The organism is Hydrocarboniphaga sp. FW305-C-57 (genome assembly GCF_058783045.1).
The window spans coordinates 23,533-44,050 of the sequence record NZ_JBYSYG010000013.1 but is presented as its reverse complement, the minus strand read 5'-3'; the positions used below and the strand labels follow the sequence as shown (position 1 = coordinate 44,050).

Annotated in this window: 19 protein-coding genes and 1 tRNA gene; 9 read left to right on the top strand and 11 right to left on the bottom strand. The window is 65.9% G+C overall.

What is annotated here, in order from left to right:
* Nucleotides 1-39 precede the first annotated feature (39 nt).
* Complete coding sequence (locus tag AC3WUM_RS21030) at nucleotides 40-1,896, top strand: PAS domain S-box protein (RefSeq protein WP_492412815.1); 1,857 nt, start codon at nucleotides 40-42, stop codon at nucleotides 1,894-1,896.
* Nucleotides 1,897-1,899: 3 nt separating this feature from the next.
* Nucleotides 1,900-2,271 carry a response regulator gene (locus AC3WUM_RS21025; RefSeq protein WP_492412813.1) on the top strand — a complete coding sequence of 124 codons (372 nt, stop codon included), beginning with the start codon at nucleotides 1,900-1,902 and terminating at the stop codon, nucleotides 2,269-2,271.
* A gap of 29 nt (nucleotides 2,272-2,300) precedes the next feature.
* Here AC3WUM_RS21025 and AC3WUM_RS21020 read toward each other — a convergent pair whose 3' ends face one another.
* The 7 genes from AC3WUM_RS21020 to AC3WUM_RS20990 form a co-directional block, all read right to left on the bottom strand.
* Complete coding sequence (locus AC3WUM_RS21020; RefSeq protein WP_492412811.1) at nucleotides 2,301-3,047, bottom strand: hypothetical protein; 747 nt, start codon at nucleotides 3,045-3,047, stop codon at nucleotides 2,301-2,303.
* Nucleotides 3,048-3,177: 130 nt separating this feature from the next.
* Nucleotides 3,178-3,251 (bottom strand) — tRNA-Gln (locus tag AC3WUM_RS21015).
* A gap of 93 nt (nucleotides 3,252-3,344) precedes the next feature.
* Nucleotides 3,345-3,737 carry a 30S ribosomal protein S9 gene (gene rpsI / locus AC3WUM_RS21010; RefSeq protein ID WP_492412809.1) on the bottom strand — a complete coding sequence of 131 codons (393 nt, stop codon included), beginning with the start codon at nucleotides 3,735-3,737 and terminating at the stop codon, nucleotides 3,345-3,347.
* A 14-nt stretch (nucleotides 3,738-3,751) separates the two neighbouring features.
* Nucleotides 3,752-4,189: a 50S ribosomal protein L13 gene (rplM, locus tag AC3WUM_RS21005; RefSeq protein ID WP_492412807.1), complete on the bottom strand. Its 438-nt coding sequence runs from the start codon at nucleotides 4,187-4,189 to the stop codon at nucleotides 3,752-3,754.
* Nucleotides 4,190-4,470: 281 nt separating this feature from the next.
* A complete protein-coding gene (locus AC3WUM_RS21000) occupies nucleotides 4,471-5,532 on the bottom strand; it encodes a PilT/PilU family type 4a pilus ATPase (protein WP_492412806.1) in 1,062 nt (353 codons plus the stop codon).
* A 17-nt stretch (nucleotides 5,533-5,549) separates the two neighbouring features.
* The gene (locus AC3WUM_RS20995) at nucleotides 5,550-6,713 is read right to left on the bottom strand and encodes a PilT/PilU family type 4a pilus ATPase (RefSeq protein ID WP_492412805.1); all 1,164 of its coding nucleotides are present in this window, start codon (nucleotides 6,711-6,713) and stop codon (nucleotides 5,550-5,552) included.
* Nucleotides 6,713-7,750, bottom strand: a complete 1,038-nt coding sequence (locus AC3WUM_RS20990; protein WP_492412804.1) for a type IV pilus twitching motility protein PilT — start codon at nucleotides 7,748-7,750, stop codon at nucleotides 6,713-6,715. The genes AC3WUM_RS20995 and AC3WUM_RS20990 overlap by 1 nt, the downstream gene beginning before the upstream one ends.
* 94 nt (nucleotides 7,751-7,844) lie before the next feature.
* Here AC3WUM_RS20990 and AC3WUM_RS20985 point away from each other — a divergent pair, with 94 nt between their 5' ends.
* On the top strand, nucleotides 7,845-8,585 hold the full coding sequence (locus AC3WUM_RS20985; protein ID WP_492412802.1) for a YggS family pyridoxal phosphate-dependent enzyme: 741 nt from the start codon (nucleotides 7,845-7,847) through the stop codon (nucleotides 8,583-8,585).
* A 25-nt stretch (nucleotides 8,586-8,610) separates the two neighbouring features.
* On the top strand, nucleotides 8,611-9,273 hold the full coding sequence (gene rpiA, locus AC3WUM_RS20980) for a ribose-5-phosphate isomerase RpiA (RefSeq protein ID WP_492412801.1): 663 nt from the start codon (nucleotides 8,611-8,613) through the stop codon (nucleotides 9,271-9,273).
* Between the two features lie 103 nt (nucleotides 9,274-9,376).
* Here rpiA and AC3WUM_RS20975 read toward each other — a convergent pair whose 3' ends face one another.
* Nucleotides 9,377-11,116, bottom strand: a complete 1,740-nt coding sequence (locus AC3WUM_RS20975; protein WP_492412800.1) for a DEAD/DEAH box helicase — start codon at nucleotides 11,114-11,116, stop codon at nucleotides 9,377-9,379.
* Nucleotides 11,117-11,538: 422 nt separating this feature from the next.
* Here AC3WUM_RS20975 and AC3WUM_RS20970 point away from each other — a divergent pair, with 422 nt between their 5' ends.
* Together AC3WUM_RS20970 and AC3WUM_RS20965 are read left to right on the top strand one after the other, a co-directional pair.
* Complete coding sequence (locus AC3WUM_RS20970) at nucleotides 11,539-11,943, top strand: DUF4399 domain-containing protein (RefSeq protein WP_492412921.1); 405 nt, start codon at nucleotides 11,539-11,541, stop codon at nucleotides 11,941-11,943.
* A gap of 91 nt (nucleotides 11,944-12,034) precedes the next feature.
* Entirely contained in the window at nucleotides 12,035-13,696 is a 1,662-nt protein-coding gene (locus AC3WUM_RS20965; protein ID WP_492412798.1) for a helix-turn-helix transcriptional regulator, read from the top strand.
* Between the two features lie 53 nt (nucleotides 13,697-13,749).
* Here the strand turns inward: AC3WUM_RS20965 and AC3WUM_RS20960 are convergent, their stop codons facing one another.
* Nucleotides 13,750-14,172: an MAPEG family protein gene (locus AC3WUM_RS20960; protein WP_492412797.1), complete on the bottom strand. Its 423-nt coding sequence runs from the start codon at nucleotides 14,170-14,172 to the stop codon at nucleotides 13,750-13,752.
* Between the two features lie 17 nt (nucleotides 14,173-14,189).
* Entirely contained in the window at nucleotides 14,190-16,514 is a 2,325-nt protein-coding gene (locus AC3WUM_RS20955; protein WP_492412796.1) for a TonB-dependent receptor, read from the bottom strand.
* Between the two features lie 294 nt (nucleotides 16,515-16,808).
* Here AC3WUM_RS20955 and AC3WUM_RS20950 point away from each other — a divergent pair, with 294 nt between their 5' ends.
* Entirely contained in the window at nucleotides 16,809-17,396 is a 588-nt protein-coding gene (locus tag AC3WUM_RS20950; protein ID WP_492412795.1) for a DUF2239 family protein, read from the top strand.
* A 6-nt stretch (nucleotides 17,397-17,402) separates the two neighbouring features.
* Here the strand turns inward: AC3WUM_RS20950 and AC3WUM_RS20945 are convergent, their stop codons facing one another.
* Nucleotides 17,403-18,287 (bottom strand): alpha/beta fold hydrolase, encoded by an 885-nt coding sequence (locus AC3WUM_RS20945; protein ID WP_492412794.1) that lies wholly within the window; start codon nucleotides 18,285-18,287, stop codon nucleotides 17,403-17,405.
* A gap of 81 nt (nucleotides 18,288-18,368) precedes the next feature.
* Here AC3WUM_RS20945 and kynU point away from each other — a divergent pair, with 81 nt between their 5' ends.
* Nucleotides 18,369-19,604: a kynureninase gene (kynU, locus tag AC3WUM_RS20940; protein ID WP_492412792.1), complete on the top strand. Its 1,236-nt coding sequence runs from the start codon at nucleotides 18,369-18,371 to the stop codon at nucleotides 19,602-19,604.
* Nucleotides 19,601-20,518 carry an alpha/beta hydrolase family protein gene (locus AC3WUM_RS20935; RefSeq protein WP_492412790.1) on the top strand — a complete coding sequence of 306 codons (918 nt, stop codon included), beginning with the start codon at nucleotides 19,601-19,603 and terminating at the stop codon, nucleotides 20,516-20,518. The genes kynU and AC3WUM_RS20935 overlap by 4 nt, the downstream gene beginning before the upstream one ends.

The window sequence follows — 20,518 nt, the reverse complement described above, 5'->3', positions numbered from 1 at the left end:
TCGCCCACGGACCGGGTGTCGTGAAGAGGCGAAAGCGAAATGGATCGAGACCCGGCGAAGCGGTCGTTCGACGACCTGGTGCTGCGTGAGACACCCGACGCAGTGATCCTCACGCTGCCCGACGGACGCGTGCGCTACTGGGGCAAGGGTGCCGAGGCGATCTTCGGCTACACCGATGGCGAGGCGGTCGGCCAGCTGCTCGAAGATCTCGTCGTCCCGGCTGATCGCAAGGAAGAAGAGCGCAGCATCCACCGGCAGACGCTGGCCAACGGCCTGTGCCAGTACGAATCGCTGCGCCGCCGCAAGGACGGCTCGCTGGTCTACGTCGACATCTCGAGCAAGGCGATCCACGACGCCGAAGGCAATACCGACTACGTGCTGTCGACCAAGAAGGACATCACGCTGCTCAAGCTGCAGCGCGACGCCAAGATGGTCGAGGCGCAGTTTCGCGACCTGCTCGATTCCACGCCTGACGGCATCGTCATGGTCAATCCGACCGGTCGCATCGTGCTCGCCAACAAACAGGCCGAAAGCCTGTTCGGCTACCAGCCCGGCGAGCTGCGCGGGCAGCCGATCGAAGTCCTGTTGCCGCAGCGCTATCGCGGCGCCCATGTCGGCCACCGGTCGAGCTACTTCTCGCAGTCGCGCATCCGCACCATGGGCGCCGGCCTGGAGCTTTATGGCGTGCGCAAGGACGGCGCCGAGTTCCCGGTCGAAATCAGCCTGTCGCCGCTCAAGACCGAGGAAGGCATGCTGGTGATGAGCGCGATCCGCGACATCTCCGACCGCAAGCGGGCCGAGCAGAAATTCCGCGGCCTGCTCGAATCGGCGCCCGATGCGATCGTCATCGTCAACCGCAACGGCGAGATCGTGCTGGTGAATTCGCAGACCGAGCGCCTGTTCGGCTATCCGCGCCAGGAGCTGCTCGGCCAGCGTGTCGACGTGCTGGTTCCGCTGCGCTTCCGTGACGCGCATCCGAGAGCGCGCGGCAACTTCTTCGCGCACCCGGCGCCGCGGGCGATGGGCGCGGGCCTGGAACTGTTCGGGCTGCGCCGCGACGGCACCGAGTTTCCGGTGGAGATCAGCCTGTCGCCGCTCGAAACCGAGGAAGGCGTGCTGGTGTCGAGCGCGATCCGCGACATCTCCGACCGCAAGCGCATCGAGCATGCCTTGCAGGAGCGCAACGTCGAGCTCAACAACGCGATCCTCGCCAAGGACCGCTTCCTCGCCAGCATGTCGCATGAGCTGCGCACCCCGCTCAACGCGGTGATCGGCTTCACCGGCATGCTGCTGATGCGCCTGCCCGGCCCGCTCACCGACGAGCAGGACCAGCAGCTGCGCCTGATCAAGTCGAGCGCCGCGCACCTGCTCTCGCTGATCAACGATCTGCTCGACCTCGCCAAGATCGAGTCGGGCAAGGTGGAGCTGCATCTGGAGCCGGTCGATTGCCGCGCGGTGCTCGACGAAGTGGCCGCCACCCTGCGCCCGCTCGCGGAGGCCAAGGCGCTCGACTTCGAGCTCGAGGCGGCCGAGCCACTGCACATCAGGGCCGATCGCCGGGCGCTATCGCAGATCGTCATCAACCTCGCCAACAACGCAATCAAGTTCACCGAGCATGGACGTGTGGTCGTGAGCCTCGTGCGGCACGGCGGCCAGGTGGAGATCGCCGTGCGTGACAGCGGAATCGGCATCCGGGCCGAGGAAGTGGCTCGCCTGTTCGAACCGTTCGCCCAGCTTGGCGGCGACACCGCGCGTGCACGCGAAGGCAGCGGCCTGGGCCTGCACCTGTCGCAGAAACTCGCCGCGCTGCTCGGCGGCCGCATCGAGTGCCGGAGCACTTACGGCGAAGGCAGCGTCTTCACCCTGTTCCTACCCACTGCCCTTCCGGAAGCCTGAGCCATGGCGCGCATCCTCGTGATCGAAGACAACCCGGCCAGCCTGCACCTGATGCAGTACGTGCTGAAAGCCTTTCAGCACCAGCCGCTCACCGCGACCAATGGGGCGAGCGGCATCGAGATCGCCCAGCGCGAACGGCCAAACCTGATTCTCTGCGACATCAACATGCCCGGAACCAGCGGCTACGAAGTGCTGGCCCAGCTCAAGAACAACCCGGGCACCGCCGATCTGCCGGTCGTCGCGGTGACGGCGCTGGCCATGGTCGGCGATCGTGATCGCATCCTCAAAGCGGGCTTCGACGGCTACCTCGCCAAGCCCGTCGACCCCGAGGCCTTCGTCAAGGACGTCGAGGTGTTTCTGCGCAAGGCGGCCTGAGCGGCCGAATCGTTCGCCCCTGGGCTAGATCACCAGGAGATTCGCTGCAGCTGCGGGCCCGGTCCAGGAGCCGCGTTCGGAAACGGCTGCGCATTGGGGGCCGCGAACGGCGCCTTGTTCGCGCCGAGCATCGGCACGGCCACATCGCCGAGCCCCATGCGCATCGCGGTCTGCAACTCCGGCGACAGGCTCGCCAGATCGGCCCTGCGGTAAGGACGGCGCGAGCAGCCCAGATCGTAGGTCGAGCGCAGCTGCCCGATCGCCAGCACCTCGCGACGGAACTGGTCCGCCTGCGCGTTGAATGCCAGGCGCTCCTGCTCGTACTGCTGCGCCACCTCGTACGGCAGGCGGCTGCCCGCCTGCACAGCGGCCGTGCGCTGGTTGATCACGTTGCGCTGAGCACCGAGCACACCGTTGATCTGCAGCAAGCGCGTCGATTCGCGGCGCAGCGTCACCGCCTGCATCGCGCAGCTCTGCAACTGCTCGAGGCTCATGCGCGGACCGAGCGCGTCGTTCGAGCAATCGACTCGCTTGCCCGGCTGGCCCGGCGAGCAGAGCGGCAAGGACGTTTGGGCAACGCCGGGAAACGGCGCAGCCAGGCCTCCGCGTGCGGCTGGCGGAGGCAGCGGAGCCGGTGCGGGCGGCGGAATCTGCGAGTAGAGCGGCGGGGGCGGCACCGGCGCCTGTTCGGTCGCCGGTCTGGCTGCGCAGGCCGACAAAGCCAGAGCCGCGAGGCAGGCGGACACGGAAGACCAACAGGCGCGTGGCAGCTGCATGGCGAACGTCATTCGAAGCGAAGAAGGCCGAAGCATAGGCGCAGCGCGGGCGCGCCGTCATCTGCAGGCGATGGAAGCGCAGCAAACAAAAAAACCCTTCGCAACTGGCGATTGCGAAGGGTTTGGATATTGGCTGGGGGACTAGGACTCGAACCTAGATAACGGGAATCAGAATCCCGGGTCCTACCATTAGACGATCCCCCAGCAGGGACCAGCAGAGCGCGCGATTCTACAGTCCTCGTGCGCTCTTCCCAAGCTCTTTCTGCAACAGCAGAAAGAGCTTGGCGAGTACCGCGATTAACGCTTGGAGTACTGCGGAGCGCGGCGGGCCTTGTGCAGACCGACCTTCTTACGCTCGACTTCACGCGCGTCGCGGGTAACCAGACCGGCGTCACGCAGCGTCTTGCGCAGCGATTCGTCGTACTGGATCAGGGCGCGCGTGATTCCGTGACGGATCGCGCCGGCCTGGCCCGAGGGGCCGCCACCGGAGACCGTCACGTAGATGTCGAAGCGGGTCAGCGCGTCGACGAGCTCGAGCGGCTGACGAACCAGCATGCGGCTGGTTTCGCGGCCGAAATAATCCTCGACCGACTTGCTGTTGATGCTGATCGCGCCCGTGCCGGGCTTGAGGAAGACACGAGCCGCTGCGGTCTTGCGGCGGCCGGTTCCGTAATTCTGGGTCGTTGCCATGTTCGTAAGACCGATTAGATGTTGAGGGTCTGCGGCTGCTGCGCGGTGTGCGGGTGCTCGGCACCGGCGTACACCTTGAGCTTGCGGAAGTTCGCGTAGCCCAGCGGGCCCTTGGGCAGCATGCCCTTGACGGCCTTCTCGAGCACGCGCTCGGGATGCTTGGCGAGCAGGTCCGACAGCGCCGTCTTCTTGATGCCGCCCGGGTGCTCGGTGTGGCGCCAGTAGATCTTGCCGTTCTGGCCGTCGAGCTTGTTGCCGGTGACGTGGATCTTGGCAGCGTTGATCACGACGATGTAATCGCCGGTGTCGACGTGCGGGGTGAATTCGGGCTTGTGCTTGCCGCGCAGGCGACGCGCGATTTCGGAGGCCAGTCGGCCCAGCGTCTTGCCGTCGGCATCCACGACATACCAGTCGCGCTTGACGGTTTCGCCCTTCGCCATGAAGGTCTTCATCGTTCAATCTCAGTTAGCCCACGATACGTGGGTCGTTATAGTTCAGTTTCCCGGTGATGCCCGACGGCGGCAGCACCATGACAGCGGGAAACCTCGAAGGGCGCGAATTTTAGGGGAGCGCCCTGGCAAAAAGCAAGATTTCTTTCACTTCCCATGTCTTTGATCAGCGTTGTGAGCGAAGGCAGGTCGCGCGAGGGCGGAGCGCAGGAAGCGGAGCGTGCATGTAGGACGTGAGCATTCCGAGCACCGCCCTCGTGCGAGATGCCGAGCGCAGCAGCTGATCAACCGCCGAAGTTGATCTTGGCTTCCAGATTGCTCCGGGAATCGGCGTTATCCAGGGCTTCGTCGAGCTCGACGAGTCCTTGTTTGTACAGCCGGTAGAGCGACTGGTCGAAAGTCTGCATGCCCGGGCTGCTGCTCTGCTCCATCGCCGCGCGGACTTCGTCGATGCGCCGCGAGACGATCAGATCCTGGATCAGCGGCGTATTGATGAGCACTTCGACGGCCGCGCAGCGGCGGCCGTCGCGACGGCGGACGAGGCGCTGCGAAACGATCGCGCGCAGTGTCAGCGACAGGTCGAGATAGAGCTGGTCACGCCGGTCCTGCGGATACAGGTTGACGATGCGCTGCAGCGCCTGCGAGGCGTTGTTGGCGTGCAGCGAGGACAGCGCCAGATGCCCCGTGTTGGCGAGCTGCACGCAGGAATCCATGGTCTCGCGCGTGCGCACCTCGCCGATCAGGATCACGTCGGGCGCTTCGCGCATCGCGCCGACCAGCGCGCGCTCGTAGCTCAGCGTGTCCTGGCCGACTTCGCGCTGGTTGACGATCGATCGCAGGTTCGGGTGCACGAACTCGATCGGGTCTTCGATCGTGAGGATATGACCGCTGGATTCCTCGTTGCGGTGATTGAGCAGGGCCGCGAGCGTGGTGCTCTTGCCCGAGCCCGCGGCGCCGACCACGAGCACGAGCCCGCGCTTGTGCATGGCCAGCGACTTGAGCACCTCGGGCAGGTTCAGATCGTCGAGCCTCGGCACCGTGGCCCTGACGTGCCGAAGCACGAAGGCGACCTGGTTGCGCTGGAAAAACAGGTTCAAGCGGAAGCGCCCGAACTCGCCGGCTTCGAGCGCGCAGTCGAGTTCGCGCTCGGCTGTGAAGCGCGCGAGTTGCTCGGGCGTCAGCAGCTCGGCGGAAATATCCGCGAGCATCGCGCCCGTCATCACCGTGCGGCCGACGGCGTGCATCTCGCCTTCGATCTTGAGCATCGGCGGCGCACCCGGCGTGAAGAACAGATCCGAGCCGTTGCGCTCGAAGGCCAGCTTCAGGTACGGCAGCAGGCTTTGCATGCGGTCGATGATCCCTGCTAGCGCAGCTTCTGGCCGGAGTCTTCGGTCTTCATCTGCAGGCTCAGCACGCCCTCGTCCTCCTGCAGGTTCTGCCGCGCCCGCTTCGATTCGAGTTTCACGCGCAGGCGCAGCTCGTTCTGCGAATCGGCGTTGCGCAGCGCCTCTTCGATGTTGATGACGCCGTCCTCGAACAGGCGATACAGGAACTGATCGAAGGTCACCATGCCCTGCTCGTTCGAGCGCGCCATGACTTCCTTGATCGCGTGCACCTCGCCCTTGAAGATCAGGTCGGAGATCAGCGGTGAGTTGATCAGGATCTCCATCGCCGCCGCGCGTCCGCCGCCGGCCTTGCGCACGAGGCGCTGGCTGATGATCGAGCGCAGGTTCAGCGACAGGTCCATCAGCAGCTGTTCACGCTTCTCCTCTGGAAAGAAGTTGATGATGCGATCGAGCGCCTGATTCGCGCTGTTGGCGTGCAAGGTCGACAGCACCAGATGACCGGTCTCGGCGAAGTTGATCGCGTACTCCATGGTCTCGCGCGTGCGGATCTCGCCGATCAGGATCACGTCGGGGGCCTGGCGCAAGGTGTTCTTGAGCGCCATTTCCCAGCTCTGCGTATCCACGCCGACTTCGCGCTGCGTAATCATGCAGCCGTCGTGCGGATGCACGTATTCGACCGGGTCTTCGATCGTGATGATGTGGCCTTTCGAATTCGCGTTGCGATAGCCGAGCATCGCGGCGAGCGAGGTGCTCTTGCCCGAGCCCGTCGCGCCGACCATCAGCACGAGCCCGCGCTTGGCCATGACGATGTCCTTGAGCTGGTTCGGCAGCTGCAGGTCGTCGAAAGTCGGAATCGTGGTGTTGATCGTGCGCAGCACGCCGCCGACGCGGCCTTGCTGCACGAAGGCATTGACGCGGAAACGCCCGATCGCCGGCGGGGCGATCGCGAAATTGCACTCGTTGGTCGCTTCGAATTCCTTGAGCTGGCGATCGTTCATGATCGCGCGCATGAGCGCCGCGGAATCCTCGGCCGTCAGCGGCTTGTCCATCACCGGCGTGAGCTGGCCATCGAGCTTGATCGCGGGCGGAAAGCCGGCGCTGATGAACAGATCCGAGCCGTTGCGCTGCTTCATGAGCATGAGCAGCTGCTGGACCAGCTTGATCGCGTTATCGCGTTCCATTAAGCGAGCTCCAGCGGCTTGTTCGCCTTGCGCTTGGCCTCGTTCGCATCGACGAGCCCGCGCTTGACGAGGTCTCGCAGGCATTGCTCGAGCGTCTGCATGCCGTCGCGCTGGCCGGTCTGGATCGACGAATACATCTGCGCGATCTTGTTCTCGCGGATCAGGTTCCGGATCGCCGGCGTGGCGATCATGATCTCGTGCGCGGCGATGCGGCCGCCGCCCTTCTTCTTCATGAGCGTCTGCGAGATCACCGCGCGCAGGCCTTCGGAGAGCATCGCGCGCGTCATTTCCTTTTCGGCGGCCGGGAACACGTCGACGATGCGATCGATGGTCTTGGCCGCCGACGACGTGTGCAGCGTTCCGAGCACCAGATGGCCGGTTTCGGCGGCCGTCAGCGCCAGGCGTATCGTTTCGAGATCACGCATTTCGCCGACGAGGATCACGTCGGGGTCTTCACGCAGCGCCGAGCGCAGCGCTTCGGAAAATCCGAGCGTGTCGCGGTGCACTTCGCGCTGGTTGATCAGGCACTTCTTCGACTGGTGCACGAATTCGATCGGGTCTTCGATCGTCAGGATGTGGCCATGCTCGGTTTCGTTCTTGTGATCGACCATCGCGGCGAGCGTGGTCGATTTGCCCGAGCCGGTCGGCCCGGTGACGAGAATCAGCCCGCGCGGCGTGTCGGCCAAGTCCTTGAAGATCGCCGGCGCCTTGAGATCGTCGAGCGTGAGAATCTTCGACGGAATGGTGCGGAACACCGCACCCGATCCACGCGCCTGGTTGAAGGCATTCACGCGAAAGCGCGCGAGCCCGGGGATCTCGAAGGAAAAATCGGTTTCCAGGAACTCGTCGTAAGCCTTGCGCTGCTTGTCGTTCATGATGTCGTAGACCATGTCATGAACTTGCTTGTGATCGAGCGGCGGCAGGTCGATGCGGCGCACGTCGCCATCGACGCGGATCATGGGTTCGACGCCGGCCGACAGATGCAAGTCGGACGCGCCCTGGCGAACTCCGAAGGTCAGCAGTTGCGCGATATCCATGCTGGTTTTTGGGCGTCGTCGTGGTGGCGATAAGCGTTGCGAGGACACTATCGGCAATAATCCGCCCCCGCAACCAAAGCCGCCTCCGCTGCCGATGTCCGATCCGACCGCCCATCCGAATGATGCAGCGACCGCCCCCGCGAGCGAGCGCCTGACCGCGGTGCTCGGGCGTATCGACGCCGCGCGCGAGTCCTGTGGACGCGCTCCGGGCTCGGTGCGCCTGATCGCGGTGTCGAAGACGTTTTCCGTCCGGGCGATGAGCGAGCTGCTCGCGGCCGGCCAGCGCGATTTCGGCGAAAGCTACCTGCAGGAAGCGCTGCCGAAGATCGCGGCCCTGCGCGAGCGCGGCGCCTGCTGGCATTTCATCGGCCCGATCCAGTCGAACAAAACGCGCGAGATCGCGGCACAGTTCGATTGGGTGCACGGCATCGAGCGGCTCAAGATCGCGCAGCGATTGTCCGATCAGCGCCCGGCCGAGCTGGCGCCACTGCAGGTCTGCGTGCAGGTCAATATCTCGGGCGAGGCGAGCAAGTCGGGCTGCGAACCAGCCGAGGCCACCGGGCTTTGCCGCGCCATCGCCGCCCTGCCCCGGCTGGTATTGCGCGGCCTCATGGCAATACCGGCGCCGGCCTCCGGGAAGTTCGACGCGCGTGCACCCTATGCGCGCCTGCACGAGCTGTTCGACGCGATAAAATCCGCGCTGCCGGCCGAAGCCGCGGCGAAGTTCGACACGATTTCGGCCGGCATGTCCGACGATCTCGAAGCCGCGATCGCCGAAGGCAGCACGCTCGTGCGCGTCGGCACCGCGCTGTTCGGCGAGCGCGACTACTCATAACTCACACCCCACCCAAGGAATTTCGATGAGCCAGGATCTGGCCAAGCGCAAGGCCGCCGAAGCGGCGCTCAAGTATGTCGTCCAGGGCGAAATGCTCGGCGTCGGCACCGGCTCGACGGTCAATCACTTCATCGACCTGCTCGCCGAGCGTCATTACGACATCCAGGCTGCGGTGTCCTCGTCCGAGGCGAGCACGCAGCGCCTGCTCAAGCACGGCTTCAAGGTCATCGAGCTCAACAGCGCGGGCCCGCTGTCGGTCTACGTCGACGGTGCCGACGAATCGAACTACCAGCTGCAGCTCATCAAGGGCGGCGGCGCAGCGCTCACGCGCGAGAAGATCATCGCCGGCGCGAGCAAGACCTTCGTCTGCATCGCCGACGAATCCAAGCTCGTGAAGACGCTCGGCAAGTTCCCGTTGCCGGTCGAAGTGATTCCGATGGCGCGCAGCTTCGTGGCGCGCGAACTCGTCAAGCTCGGCGGCCGTCCGGTGCTGCGCGAGAACGTCGTCACCGACAACGGCAATCCGATCATCGACGTGCACGATCTCGAAATCGCCCAGCCGCTCGCGCTCGAAACCGCGATCAACGCGATTCCGGGCGTGGTGACGGTGGGACTATTCGCGCATCGTCCGGCCGACCGCCTGATTCTCGGCTCGCCTAACGGCGTGCGCGAGGTGCTGGCGGGCTGAAGCCCGATCGGCCGGGAACGCGCCGGCACCAAGCCACCCTGTGACGGGCAAAAAAATGGCGGCCATCAGGCCGCCATTTTTTGTCGCCAACGAGCCGAGTATCTCAGCGCGGACCGCGAAAGCCGCCGCGATTACCGCCCGGACGCGAATTGCCGACGTCGGCGCGGTTTCCATCCGCCTCGCCACGCGGGCGGCCCTGGCCGCCGCCATTGCCGTGCGGACGACCCTGTCCCCCGCCATTGCCACGGTGCTGTCCGCCACCGCCGTTTCCACGATGACCGCCGCCGTTGCCGCGACCGCGGAACGGGCGATGCGCGTGATCCCACTCGGGGGCACGGTTCACGTTGATGCTCGGGCCGCGCTCGATGCCGTCGTCCTGCACCACCGGCTCCGGAAGGCGGGTATTGCCGATGTTGTCGTCGTCGCCGAGCACGCGCGGGGCGCTGTTGTGCTGATGTTGCGGGCGGCCACCGGGGCGGCCGTTCGGGTTCGGACGGTTGTTCGCATGCTGGCCGCCGTGGCGGCGTTCGCCGTTGCGACCGTCGCCCGGACGCTGACCAGCGCCATTGCCACCACCGTTCGCCCGGCGCGGATCCTGGCCGTTGCGCTGCTGGCCCTGGCCACCGCCACGACGCTGGCCGTGACGCGGCTGCATCGGCGGACGCGGGGCCTCCTCGGGTTCCGGATTCAGGCTCTTGCTGCCGAGTTCGAAGCCTTCGACCATGAAGCCCGGCAGCTCCTTCCTGAGCAGCTTGCGGATGGCCTTGAGCTCGTCCATCTCGTCGGCCGAAACCAGCGAGATCGCCTCGCCGCCCGCACCCGCGCGGCCGGTACGGCCGATGCGGTGCACGTAGTCTTCGGGCACGTTGGGCAGTTCGAAATTGACCACGTGCGGCAGCTGCTCGATGTCGAGGCCGCGCGCCGCGATGTCGGTGGCGACCAGCGTGCGGATCGTTCCGGCCTTGAACTCGGCGAGCGCCTTGGTGCGCGCGTTCTGGCTCTTGTTGCCGTGCAGCGCGGCCGAGCTGATGCTCCACTTCTGCAGCTTCTCGACGAGGCGATTCGCCCCGTGCTTGGTACGCGTGAAGATCAGCGTCTGCTGCCAGTTGCCGCTCGAGATCAGGTAAGACAGCAGTTCGCTCTTGCGGCCCTTGTCGACGTAGACCACGCGCTGCTCGACCGTATCGGCCGCGGCGTTGCGCGGAGCGATGTCGATGGTCGCGGGGTTGTTGAGGAAGCCGTGCGCGAGCTTGCGGATGTCGTCCGAGAACGTCGCCGAGAACATCAGGTTCTGGCGCTGCTTCGGCAGCGTCGCGATCACGCGCTTGATGTCATGGATGAAGCCCATATCGAGCATGCGGTCGGCCTCGTCGAGGATCAGCATCTCGATCGCGGAAAGATCGATCGTGCGCTGGCCGACGTGGTCGAGCAGGCGGCCCGGCGTGGCAACGAGGATGTCGACGCCGTGGCGCAGCACGTCGATCTGCGGGTTGATGCTCACGCCGCCGAAGATCACGGTGGTCTTGAGCGGCAGATGGCCACCGTAGGTGCGCACGCTCTGCGCGACCTGCGCGGCGAGTTCGCGCGTCGGCGTCAGCACGAGCGCAAGCGGCTTCTTCGGTGCACCCGTGACGCCCTGGGCGCGGCGCTGGATGAGTCGGTGCAGCAAGGGCAGCGTGAAGGCCGCGGTCTTGCCGGTGCCGGTCTGCGCGGCGGCGAGCAGATCGCCCCCTTGCAGAATGACTGGAATGGCTTGCGCCTGGATCGGCGTCGGCTGGGTATAACCTTCGGCAGCAACAGCGCGCAGCAGGCCTTCGTCGAGGCCCAGATCGGTGAACAGCATGTAGTGTGTAACTCCTGAACGCGCCTGGGCCACGACGGATGCGTGGGCGAACCGGTTCAGGCCGCAGTGAGTGGAGATCGAGGAAACCGCGAATGGTGCGGACCGCGAGCGTCTGCGTGATGGATGAGCGGGCCGTGGTTTGAGGCTTTCGCTCGTGACGCCAACCGGTGGGCGCCTTACGCAAACGTGGCGGAGTATAGACAGATGTCGGGCCGCTGACAAAATCGCCCGACGAACGCCGATCCGACCCGGCGCGACCGGCATCGGTATGATGCCTTTCTCGCCTCACCCACCGAATCCCCCGAAACCGATCCAAGGAGTGCCGGATGAAGTCCTACTTCGCCACGCTGTCGCTGCTGACGCTGCTCGCCACGCCCGTGCTGGCGGCCGAGAAGACCGACAAGTTCGCCGACTACAAGAACATGGCCAAGCAGCAGGCCGGCAACTACGCGGCCGAGAAGCTCAACCTGCCGACCGCGTCGCCGGCCGGCGCCAAGGCCTACATCATCTCGCCGAAGAACGGCGACACCGTCACCAGCCCGGTCACCGTCGTGTTCGGCCTGTCCGGCATGGGCGTCGCCCCGGCCGGCATCAAGGACGTCGCCAACGTGGGCCACCATCACCTGCTGATCGACGCGCCGACGGTCGATTTCACCGTCCCGCTGCCGATGACCGACCAGATCAAGCACTTCGGCGCTGGCCAGACCGAAACCCAGCTCGCGCTCAAGCCCGGCACGCACAAGCTGCAACTCGTGCTCGGCGACTGGAAGCACCAGCCGTTCAACCCGAGCGTGCAGTCGGACGTGATCACGATCACCGTCAAGTAAGACGCGACTCGAGCAGTTCCAACGGCGCCGGCACTCCGGCGCCGTTTTGCTTTCCGCGATTCCTGCACGGCTCTTGCTGGCGATTCCCGGCATGAGCCTGATGACCTCCGACGACATCGAAGCCCAAGCCCGCGGCCTGCTCGCGCGCGATCACGTCGGCCAGGCGGTGAGGTTGGCGCTGGATCATGGGCTCGACGATCTGGCCGCCGAACTGCTCGCCAACGGCTGGGTCGGCATGGTCTGCGGCGCAGCCGAGTTCGAGGGCTTCTTCCAGGCGATCGAGCGCATCGGCAGCCAGCGCTACCGGCATTGGCCGCAGCTCGAAGCCGCGAGCATCTACGCGCTGACCATGCAGCTGCACCTGCGCATCGCCGCGCTGCGGCTCGACGAACTCGAGCAGCGTGTTCCGGCCCTGCTGCGCGAAAACCGCAGCTTTCTCGTCGAGCATCAGCGCTCACCGTTCGACCGGCCCGATGCGCGCGACGGCATGTACAGCTGGATCGCCATGATGCGCGTGGCGCAGGCCGCGTTCGGCGGTCGCTCCGAACAAGCCTTGCAGCTCGCAGCCGATTGGCGAACGCGCTTTGTGCGGGCGCCCGACAACGAGTTCGCCACCGTCGTCGTCAACGAAGCGCTCGCGCTGTCCATGCTCGACCGCACGCGCGAAGCCGAACGCGAAGCGCTCGCGGCCTTGCGCATCTTCCGTCGCGTGCGATTCGAACACGGCATGGTCTCGGCCGCCGTCTGCGCCGGCTGCATGAAGGCCTTGAGCGGCCGGGTGAACGACGCCGCCGCCCTGCTCGATGCCACATTCGACGAAGCTGCCCCGCGACTGGCGCAGGCCCCGGAGACGCGAGCCTCGCTCGATGTGGCGCGCAACTTCACGGCTTTCGAACGTGGCGACATCGAGTCCGCACTGGCAAATGCGATGGACCGCATCGAAGGCCGGCGTCCTTCGCCGCGCCTGCCGGTGATGTTGCTGATCGATCGCTTCGTCGCCGCGCGCTCGCTGATGGCGCTTGGGCGAGCGCGCCAGGCAGCGGCCTTGCTTGCCCGCTCCGATCTCGAACGACCCGCAGGCGATTGGCGTTTCTGGGAGCAGCTGCTCGCGCTCGAACGCGTGCGCGTCGCCGCCGTCAGCGGAGACTACAGCGGCATCGACGGGCCGCCGGAGGTGCTGGCATTGCTCAAGCTGCTCACTTTGGCGCAGCGCAATCCGTCGGCGATCGCGCTCGCGGCTCTTCGCAAAATGGTGCGTGAAGCCGAAGACCGCCAACAGGAAAGCCAGCTGTTCATGGCGCTGCTCATGAAGGCACGCGTCGAACAGCACACCGGCAATTCGCTACAGGCCCGGCGCAGCGTCACCCGGCTGATCACCGCGCCCATGCTGCGAGAGCGCCTGGGCTCGCTGGCCTCGCTCGCGCCCGCCTTGCAGCCGATGTTCGGCGACGCCTTGCGCAGCTTGCTCGAAGAATCCGGCAACCGCGACGAGCGACTGCTGCGATTGGCCCGGCTCACCGGAGTTGCGGTCGAAGCGGCCGCCGAAGCTGGGGCGCCGGCCGAACCGCTGTCGCCGCGCGAAGAGCAGATCGGCGCTGCCCTGCTCGAAGGCCTGTCGAACCGTCAAATTGCCCAGCGCATCCACCTGAGCGAACAAACCGTGCGCTGGCATTTGTGGAAACTGTTTCAGAAGCTCGGCGTCAGCAATCGGCTGGGTGCCGCGCAGCTGCTGTCGAACAGGCGAGCGATTTGAGCTGCTGGATCGATGCATGGTGGCTACGGCGTGTCGCACGCCCCACCCGCGACTCATGACGTGGCAAGCACCAGCGCAAACCGCAGCCACATGAGCGTGAGCACGACGTTGCTCGCAGCGAACGCGATCAGGCGCAGCGGCACATGGTTGATGCTCAAATGCACCGCACTGTGCAGCACGCGTAGCCCGACGTAGATCCAGGCCATCGTCACCGCCGCCTCATCGACCTGATCGCGAAGGTAGCTGACCAGGCAGAACACGTAGAACAGCAGCGGCAGTTCCAGCAGGTTCATGTAGTTGCGATTGGGCAGGCGCACACGGTCCGGCACGCGCTCCGATTCCCCGAGCTTGAAGTCGTCGAACCACACTTCGCCGCGAAGGCCGGAGCGCAAGCGATGGAACGGAATCAGCAGCAGCACGCCCAATGTCAGCGCGACGAGCGCCAGCATCGGCCAGAAAATCGCATCGCGTTCCATCCACTCCTCCCCAGGTCTCAGAAATCGAGATTCAACCGTAGACCGTAAGTACGCGGCGGAGCCAGCGTGATCGCGGTTCCGAAATCGGCGGTGATGCCGGCGTAGCTGTAGGTCTCGTCGTCGAGATTGATGCCGAACGCGGTGATACCGAGCCCCCAGGGCCGGTAGCGATACCCGACGCGCGCGTTGAGCAGCGAGTAAGCCTTCTGCTGCCCGCTCTCGAAATTCTGAGAGGTGTAATAGAAGCCGCCGTTGTAATAGGCATCCGCGCCGATCTCGATCTCGCCGTTGCTGCCCACTTCGATATTCTGCACCAAGCCCAGATTGCCGCTCAGTCGCGGCGAGCGCGGAACTTCGTTACCGCTCAGATCGAAGGCGTTTCGACGAAACAAACCCGTGGTCGGATCGTAGCCGCTGGCCTGGCGATAGTCGGTGTAGATGGCATCGACGAAGCAGGTACTCAGCTTGAGCGAGAACCCCGGATTGAGCCGAGGCATCGGCAGCGCCTGCAATTCGAGCTCGGCTCCGCGCGAGCGCGCATGTCCGGCGTTTTCGAGCATGATCGAGCCGCTGCCGAAGATGGCGATGAACGACGTCTGCGGATCTTCGATCTCGCTCCAGAACAGCGCCGCGTTGAAGCGCAGGCTGCGATCGAGCAACAGAGACTTGAGCCCGATCTCATAGCTCTGCACGCGCTCCGGCTGCACGTATTCGGGCGGCACGAACAGATTGCCGAGATTGTACGTACCGCTCTTGACGCCCTTGCCGTAGGACACGAACAGCAGGCTGTCCACGCCGGTCTTCCATTGCAGCGACAGCTTCTGCGAGCTGCTGTCCTGCCAGACTTCGGGCGCGTTGAAGTTCAGCGGCGTGAGTTCGGTGTGACCGGGCAATGGCGAAAACACCGAGGTTTTCTGCTTGATCAGGAATCGGCTTTCGTCCTGGTAGCGCAGGCCCAAAGTCATCGAGAAGCGATCGTCGAAGTGCCAGGTGCCTTGTCCGTAGGCCGAGTAGCTATTGGTTTCGAGCACGCTGTAAGCCGCGGCCTCCAGGCCCAAAGCCAAGGGCGACAGCACGTCCTGCAAGCCCGGCATCTGGTTGATGATCGGCAACGGAATACCGCTGCCGAAGAACTCGGCATCCACCGGATCGAAACCGGCTTGCGCATGCAGGTAGTAAAGGCCGGCGATCCAGTCGAGCTGGTCGGACCACGCGCTTGCGTCGTTCGATGCGAATTGCAGCTCCGCCGTGGCCTGTCGCGTCGGCGAGTTGCCCGAGTTGAACGAGATGATGTCCTTGCGCGAGTAGTCGTAATCGATGAGCCCATCGACGGTGACGAGCTTCTGATACGCGGTGATCAGGCGCACATCGGCGAGCGGCGCCTGCCAGCGCAGGTCGGCACTGATCGAGCTGTGATTCACCGCCGCCTCGATCGGCTCGTTGCGATGCAGCTCGTAATCGGTCCGGCCCGGGCGAATGCCGAGCAGCGTCGCGAGCAAGCTGGGGTCGCGCAGTTCCGCAATCGTACTGCTGGTGCCCGACATCATCGTGCGAAAGCCGGCGACGATGAGGTCGAGATCGTCACGCGGAGTCCAGCGCAGCTTGATGCGTCCGGCGCGAATCCGATCGCCCGGAACGCCCCCCGGAGGCGGCAGCTCCAGCAAGCCCAGCGGCTCGCCGGCCATGCGGAAATACGAGTCCTGCTCGACCCACTGCAAGGCCGCGCCAATGAAAAAATCATCGCCGATCGGCGTCGCCGCATAGGCTTGCAGCAGCGTGCCGTTGAAGTTGCGCCGCTCGGCCATCATCGACAGCTCGCGCTCCACACCGGGCGTTTTGAACACCACGTTGATCGCGCCGGCCGTGGAATTGCGCCCGAACAAGGTCCCTTGCGGCCCTTTGAGCACTTCGATGCGCTCGACGCCGCCGAGCGTGGTCAGCAAGCCGAGCTGGGCCGGCACGTAAACGCCGTCGACATAGGTGGCGACGCTCGGATCGGCCGAGAGCACGAACGAATCGGTGCCGACCCCGCGCATGAAAATATTGCTCGCCCCCATGATGTCGGTGAACTGCAGCCCCGGCGTGATGCGCCCGAGGTCATTGGTGCTCACCACGCCGGCGGATTGCAGCTGCTCCGCACTGAAACTGGTGACCGACACCGGCACGTCCTGCAGCGGTTCCTCGCGCCGCTGCGCGGTCACCACCACTTCTTCGAGCACGGCTGCATTGGATGGCTCGGTGCGACTCGGTGGCGCCTGCTCGGCGGGCAGGCTCACTGCGATCGTCTCCAGCGGCTCGTCCTGCGCCGCGGCCACGAAGGTCGCGGGCAGACCCGCAATCACCAGCCCGATCGATATCCCGCACCCAACCCCAAACCAGCCGAATCTGCGCACGACTTCATCCCTGAAAGCATCCGCCACACTCTAGGGACTCCGGTCCGCCGTCCGCGCCCAACAAATGTTTGAACGGCACGCCGCCGTATTGAGCGCCGATGCCGCTCGAGCGGCGCATGCTCATCGATTTTCCGCAGCAGCATATGCGGGCAGGCCAGCAACCCTCAATTTCACCCGGGAGTTATTGACAGAATATTTTCACCCGGGCAATATCCGCCCACTAAATTTACCCGGATCAAAATAATGGCCCCTGTTCCCACCTATACGAGTTTCGACAGCCATCGCCGGATCGCGAGCGGCTCGCTGCAGGCCAACGCGCTCGCGGTGAAGCAGGCGATCGAGTCGAATACCGCCGCCTCGGTGCTGACTTTCGACGACCGGACCGGCCAAACGGTCGAAGTCGATACGCGCGGCTCCGACCAGCAGGTCGCGGCCCGCTTCGCGACTCGCGAGCCCGCAACCGAAGCGCGGGGCCGTGGGCGCCCCAGGCTCGGCGTCATCGCCCGCGAAGTGACCTTGCTGCCGCGTCATTGGGATTGGCTCGCGACCCAGCCCGGCGGCGCATCGGTGGCGCTGCGCAAACTCGTCGAAGCCGCGCGCCGGGCCAATGGCGACAAGGATCGGCAGCGCCAGGCGCAGGAGCGCGCCTATCACTTCATGCTCGCGCTGGCCGGCGATTTGCCGGGCTATGAGGAAGCCACGCGCGCCCTGTTCGCGAACGATGCGCAGCGCTTCGGCGAACTCATCGCCGCTTGGCCCGACGATGTGCGCGAGCACGCGACCAAGCTCGCCTTCGGTGGACTCGGCGCCGACGAGGCGTCGGCCGCGTAGTGCGGATCAAGCGCCCGGAACCGCGGCTCCGGGCGTCAGGAATTCGATCACCAGCCGGGCGAATTCCTCTGGCTTTTCCTGATGCATGAAATGCCCGGCCTCGACGCGCTGCAGATCGAGCCCGGCGGTGAACAGGTGATCCTGATTGGCGAACATCTCGGCGCCGATGCAGCCGTCGCGCGAGCCGTAGATGACGAGCGTCGGCACGCCGACCGGCGCCGTCGCGAGGCGCCACAGATCGGCGTCGATGACGAGCCTTCCGAGCGCGCGGTAATACGCGAGCGCCGCGGACAGCCGGCGCGGCTCGCGAAACGCGCTCTTGAGCGCGATCCACCAGTCCTGCTGCGCGAACATCCAGCCTGGAGACCAGCGCGAAATGCGTCGCTCGAGGTCGGCGAAGTCGTTGCGCATGAGCTTGCGCTCGGCGTTCGGCCACTGGAAGGCGAGCATGTACGAGGAGCGCGACAGCTGGGCGAAGCTCGGCCGCAGCAGGAAGCGGCGCAGATGCGGAACCGCCGCCGTCACCAGGCGATCGATGCGATCCGGCCGCAGGTTCGCCGCCGCGTAGCCGGCGACCGCGCCCCAGTCGTGTCCGACCACGCTCGCGCGATCGGCCCCGAGATGGTCGATCAGCGCGATCACGTCCTGCGCGAGCATGCCGATGCTGTAGTCGCCGTCCGGCGCGAAGCCGCTCGGCGCATAGCCGCGCAGATACGGCGCCACCGCCCGATAGCCCGCTTCGGCGAGCGCGCGCAGCAGCGGCACGAAGCTTTCGGCGCGATCCGGAAAACCATGCAGGCAGAGCACCAGCGGGCCTTCGCCGAGTTCGAGAAACGCGAACTCCAGGCCATTGGCGACGATGGTGCGCTGCTGCGGCGTGGGTTTGCTCATGCGGTCCCTGGGTTCAGTCTGTCGAGCATCCGTTTGCGGCATTGTAGGCGTATAAGCCAGAACGACCTCGAACACGCCCTCATGATCACGCGTTCCGACCTCGAAGCCCTCGATCGCGCCGACCCGCTCGCCTCGTTCCGCGAGCGCTTCGCGCTGCCGCAGCAGCAGCTCTACCTCGTCGGCAATTCGCTCGGCGCGATGCCCAAGTCCAGCGCCGAGCGCATGCGCCGCGTGGTTGACCAGGAATGGTCGCAAGACCTCGTGCGCAGCTGGAACCAGCACGGCTGGGTCGATCTGCCGCAGCGCGTCGGCGACAAGATCGGCCGGCTGATCGGCGCGGCGCCCGGCGAAACCGTGGCCTGCGATTCCACTTCGGTGAACCTGTTCAAGGCGCTCGCAATGGCCGTGAAGCTGCGCCCGGGCCGGCGCCTGATCGTTTCGGATGCGGACAACTTCCCGACCGACCTGTACATGGCGCAAGGGCTGTCGAGCTGGCTAGGCGACGGCACGCAGCTGCGCGCGGTCACGCTCGACGAGCTCGATTCGACCCTGAGCGAGGACGTCGCCGTGGTTTCGCTGAGCCACGTCAACTATCGCAGCGGCGAGCTGTTCGACATGGCCGCGATCACGCGCAAGGTCCACGACTGCGGCGCGCTGATGCTCTGGGATCTCGCGCATTCGGCCGGCGCCCTGCCGGTCGAACTCTCGGCCTGCGCGGCCGATTTCGCGGTCGGCTGTGGCTACAAATATTTCAACGGCGGGCCCGGCGCGCCGGCCTGGATCTACGTCGCCGAACGCCTGCAGCCGCAGGTGCGATCGCCGCTGACCGGCTGGTTCGGGCACGAGCGCCCGTTCGCGTTCGAAGGCCGCTACGCGCCGGCGGCCGGCATCGCGAGCCTGCTCGTCGGCACGCCGCCGATCCTGTCGATGAGCGCGCTCGACACCTCGATCGATCTGATGCTCGAGGCACCGCTGACGCAGATCCGCGACAAATCGCTGCGCCTGAGCGCAGCCTTCATCGAGCTCGTCGACCAGCACTGCGCCGGCCACGGGCTCGAACTGATCACGCCGCGCGAGCCCGAACGCCGCGGCAGCCAGGTCTGCCTGCGGCACGCGCAGGCCTGGCCGATCATGCAGGCGTTGATCGCACGCGGCGTGATCGGCGACGTGCGCGCGCCGGACATCCTGCGCTTCGGCTTCACGCCGCTGTATCTGCGATACACCGATGTCTGGGACGCCGTCACCGCGCTCGCCGAGGTGCTGCGCTCGGGCGAATGGCAGCGCGAGGAGTTCCAGCTGCGAGCCAAAGTCACGTGAAGAGACTGCCCGTTCTGCTGTTCGCATCGATCTGCGCAGCCTGCGTCCAGCATCCGGCCACGCCGTCGAAAACCGCATCCGAGGCACCCATGCTGAGCTGGTCCGAACTCGCCGCCCGCCCGTTGCCGCCGGCCGGCGAACGCATCGCCTATGGGCCCGGCGCCTCGCAGTTCGGCGAACTTCGCTTGCCGCAGAGCGCGAAAGGCCCCGCGCCGGTCATCGTGCTGATTCACGGCGGCTGCTGGCTCGCCGATTTCGATTACGCCTACATGAGCCATCTCGCGGCCGCGCTGAGCGCCGAAGGCTACGCGACCTGGACGATCGAATATCGCCGGCTCGGCGAGGACGGCGGCGGCTGGCCGAACACCTTCACCGACGTCGGCGCCGCGATCGACCATCTGCGCGAGCTCGCGACGACGCGGCCGCTCGACCTGGGCCGTGTCGTCACGCTCGGCCACTCGGCCGGCGGCCAGCTCGCGCTGTGGGCCGCGAGCCGGCCGCGGCTCGGGCTCGGCAGCCCACTGCACGCGGAGCAGGCACTGCCGATCCGCGGCGTGATCGGCCTCGCCGCGATCACCGATCTGGCGCGGTACCGCGACGGCCCGGCCGACAGCTGCCACAGCTCGGTCGATCCGCTCATGGGCGGATCGCCGGATGCCGTGCCGAAACGCTACTCGCAGGTCTCGCCGATCGAGCTGCTGCCGCTGCAGGCCGAACAGTGGCTCATCCAGGGCGAGCGCGATCCCATCGTCGATTCCGCTTCGGTCGAGCGCTATGTCCAAGCGGCCAAGGCGGCCGGCGACCGAGCCCGGCTGACCCGCATCGACGGCGGCCACTTCGATCCCGTCGCCCCGGAAGGGCCCGCGTGGCAGGCGATCAGGCAGGCCTTGCAGCGCATGGAGCACATGCGCTGA

What these genes read in the sequence shown, in the direction of transcription:
- AC3WUM_RS21030 (WP_492412815.1), top strand. Translation starts at nt 40, where the DNA reads ATGGATCGAGACCCGGCGAAGCGGTCGTTCGACGACCTGGTGCTGCGT.
- AC3WUM_RS21025 (WP_492412813.1), top strand. Translation starts at nt 1,900, where the DNA reads ATGGCGCGCATCCTCGTGATCGAAGACAACCCGGCCAGCCTGCACCTG.
- AC3WUM_RS21020 (WP_492412811.1), bottom strand. Translation starts at nt 3,047, where the DNA reads ATGCAGCTGCCACGCGCCTGTTGGTCTTCCGTGTCCGCCTGCCTCGCG.
- rpsI (WP_492412809.1), bottom strand. Translation starts at nt 3,737, where the DNA reads ATGGCAACGACCCAGAATTACGGAACCGGCCGCCGCAAGACCGCAGCG.
- rplM (WP_492412807.1), bottom strand. Translation starts at nt 4,189, where the DNA reads ATGAAGACCTTCATGGCGAAGGGCGAAACCGTCAAGCGCGACTGGTAT.
- AC3WUM_RS21000 (WP_492412806.1), bottom strand. Translation starts at nt 5,532, where the DNA reads ATGCAAAGCCTGCTGCCGTACCTGAAGCTGGCCTTCGAGCGCAACGGC.
- AC3WUM_RS20995 (WP_492412805.1), bottom strand. Translation starts at nt 6,713, where the DNA reads ATGGAACGCGATAACGCGATCAAGCTGGTCCAGCAGCTGCTCATGCTC.
- AC3WUM_RS20990 (WP_492412804.1), bottom strand. Translation starts at nt 7,750, where the DNA reads ATGGATATCGCGCAACTGCTGACCTTCGGAGTTCGCCAGGGCGCGTCC.
- AC3WUM_RS20985 (WP_492412802.1), top strand. Translation starts at nt 7,845, where the DNA reads ATGTCCGATCCGACCGCCCATCCGAATGATGCAGCGACCGCCCCCGCG.
- rpiA (WP_492412801.1), top strand. Translation starts at nt 8,611, where the DNA reads ATGAGCCAGGATCTGGCCAAGCGCAAGGCCGCCGAAGCGGCGCTCAAG.
- AC3WUM_RS20975 (WP_492412800.1), bottom strand. Translation starts at nt 11,116, where the DNA reads ATGCTGTTCACCGATCTGGGCCTCGACGAAGGCCTGCTGCGCGCTGTT.
- AC3WUM_RS20970 (WP_492412921.1), top strand. Translation starts at nt 11,539, where the DNA reads ATGGCCAAGCAGCAGGCCGGCAACTACGCGGCCGAGAAGCTCAACCTG.
- AC3WUM_RS20965 (WP_492412798.1), top strand. Translation starts at nt 12,035, where the DNA reads ATGAGCCTGATGACCTCCGACGACATCGAAGCCCAAGCCCGCGGCCTG.
- AC3WUM_RS20960 (WP_492412797.1), bottom strand. Translation starts at nt 14,172, where the DNA reads ATGGAACGCGATGCGATTTTCTGGCCGATGCTGGCGCTCGTCGCGCTG.
- AC3WUM_RS20950 (WP_492412795.1), top strand. Translation starts at nt 16,809, where the DNA reads ATGGCCCCTGTTCCCACCTATACGAGTTTCGACAGCCATCGCCGGATC.
- AC3WUM_RS20945 (WP_492412794.1), bottom strand. Translation starts at nt 18,287, where the DNA reads ATGAGCAAACCCACGCCGCAGCAGCGCACCATCGTCGCCAATGGCCTG.
- kynU (WP_492412792.1), top strand. Translation starts at nt 18,369, where the DNA reads ATGATCACGCGTTCCGACCTCGAAGCCCTCGATCGCGCCGACCCGCTC.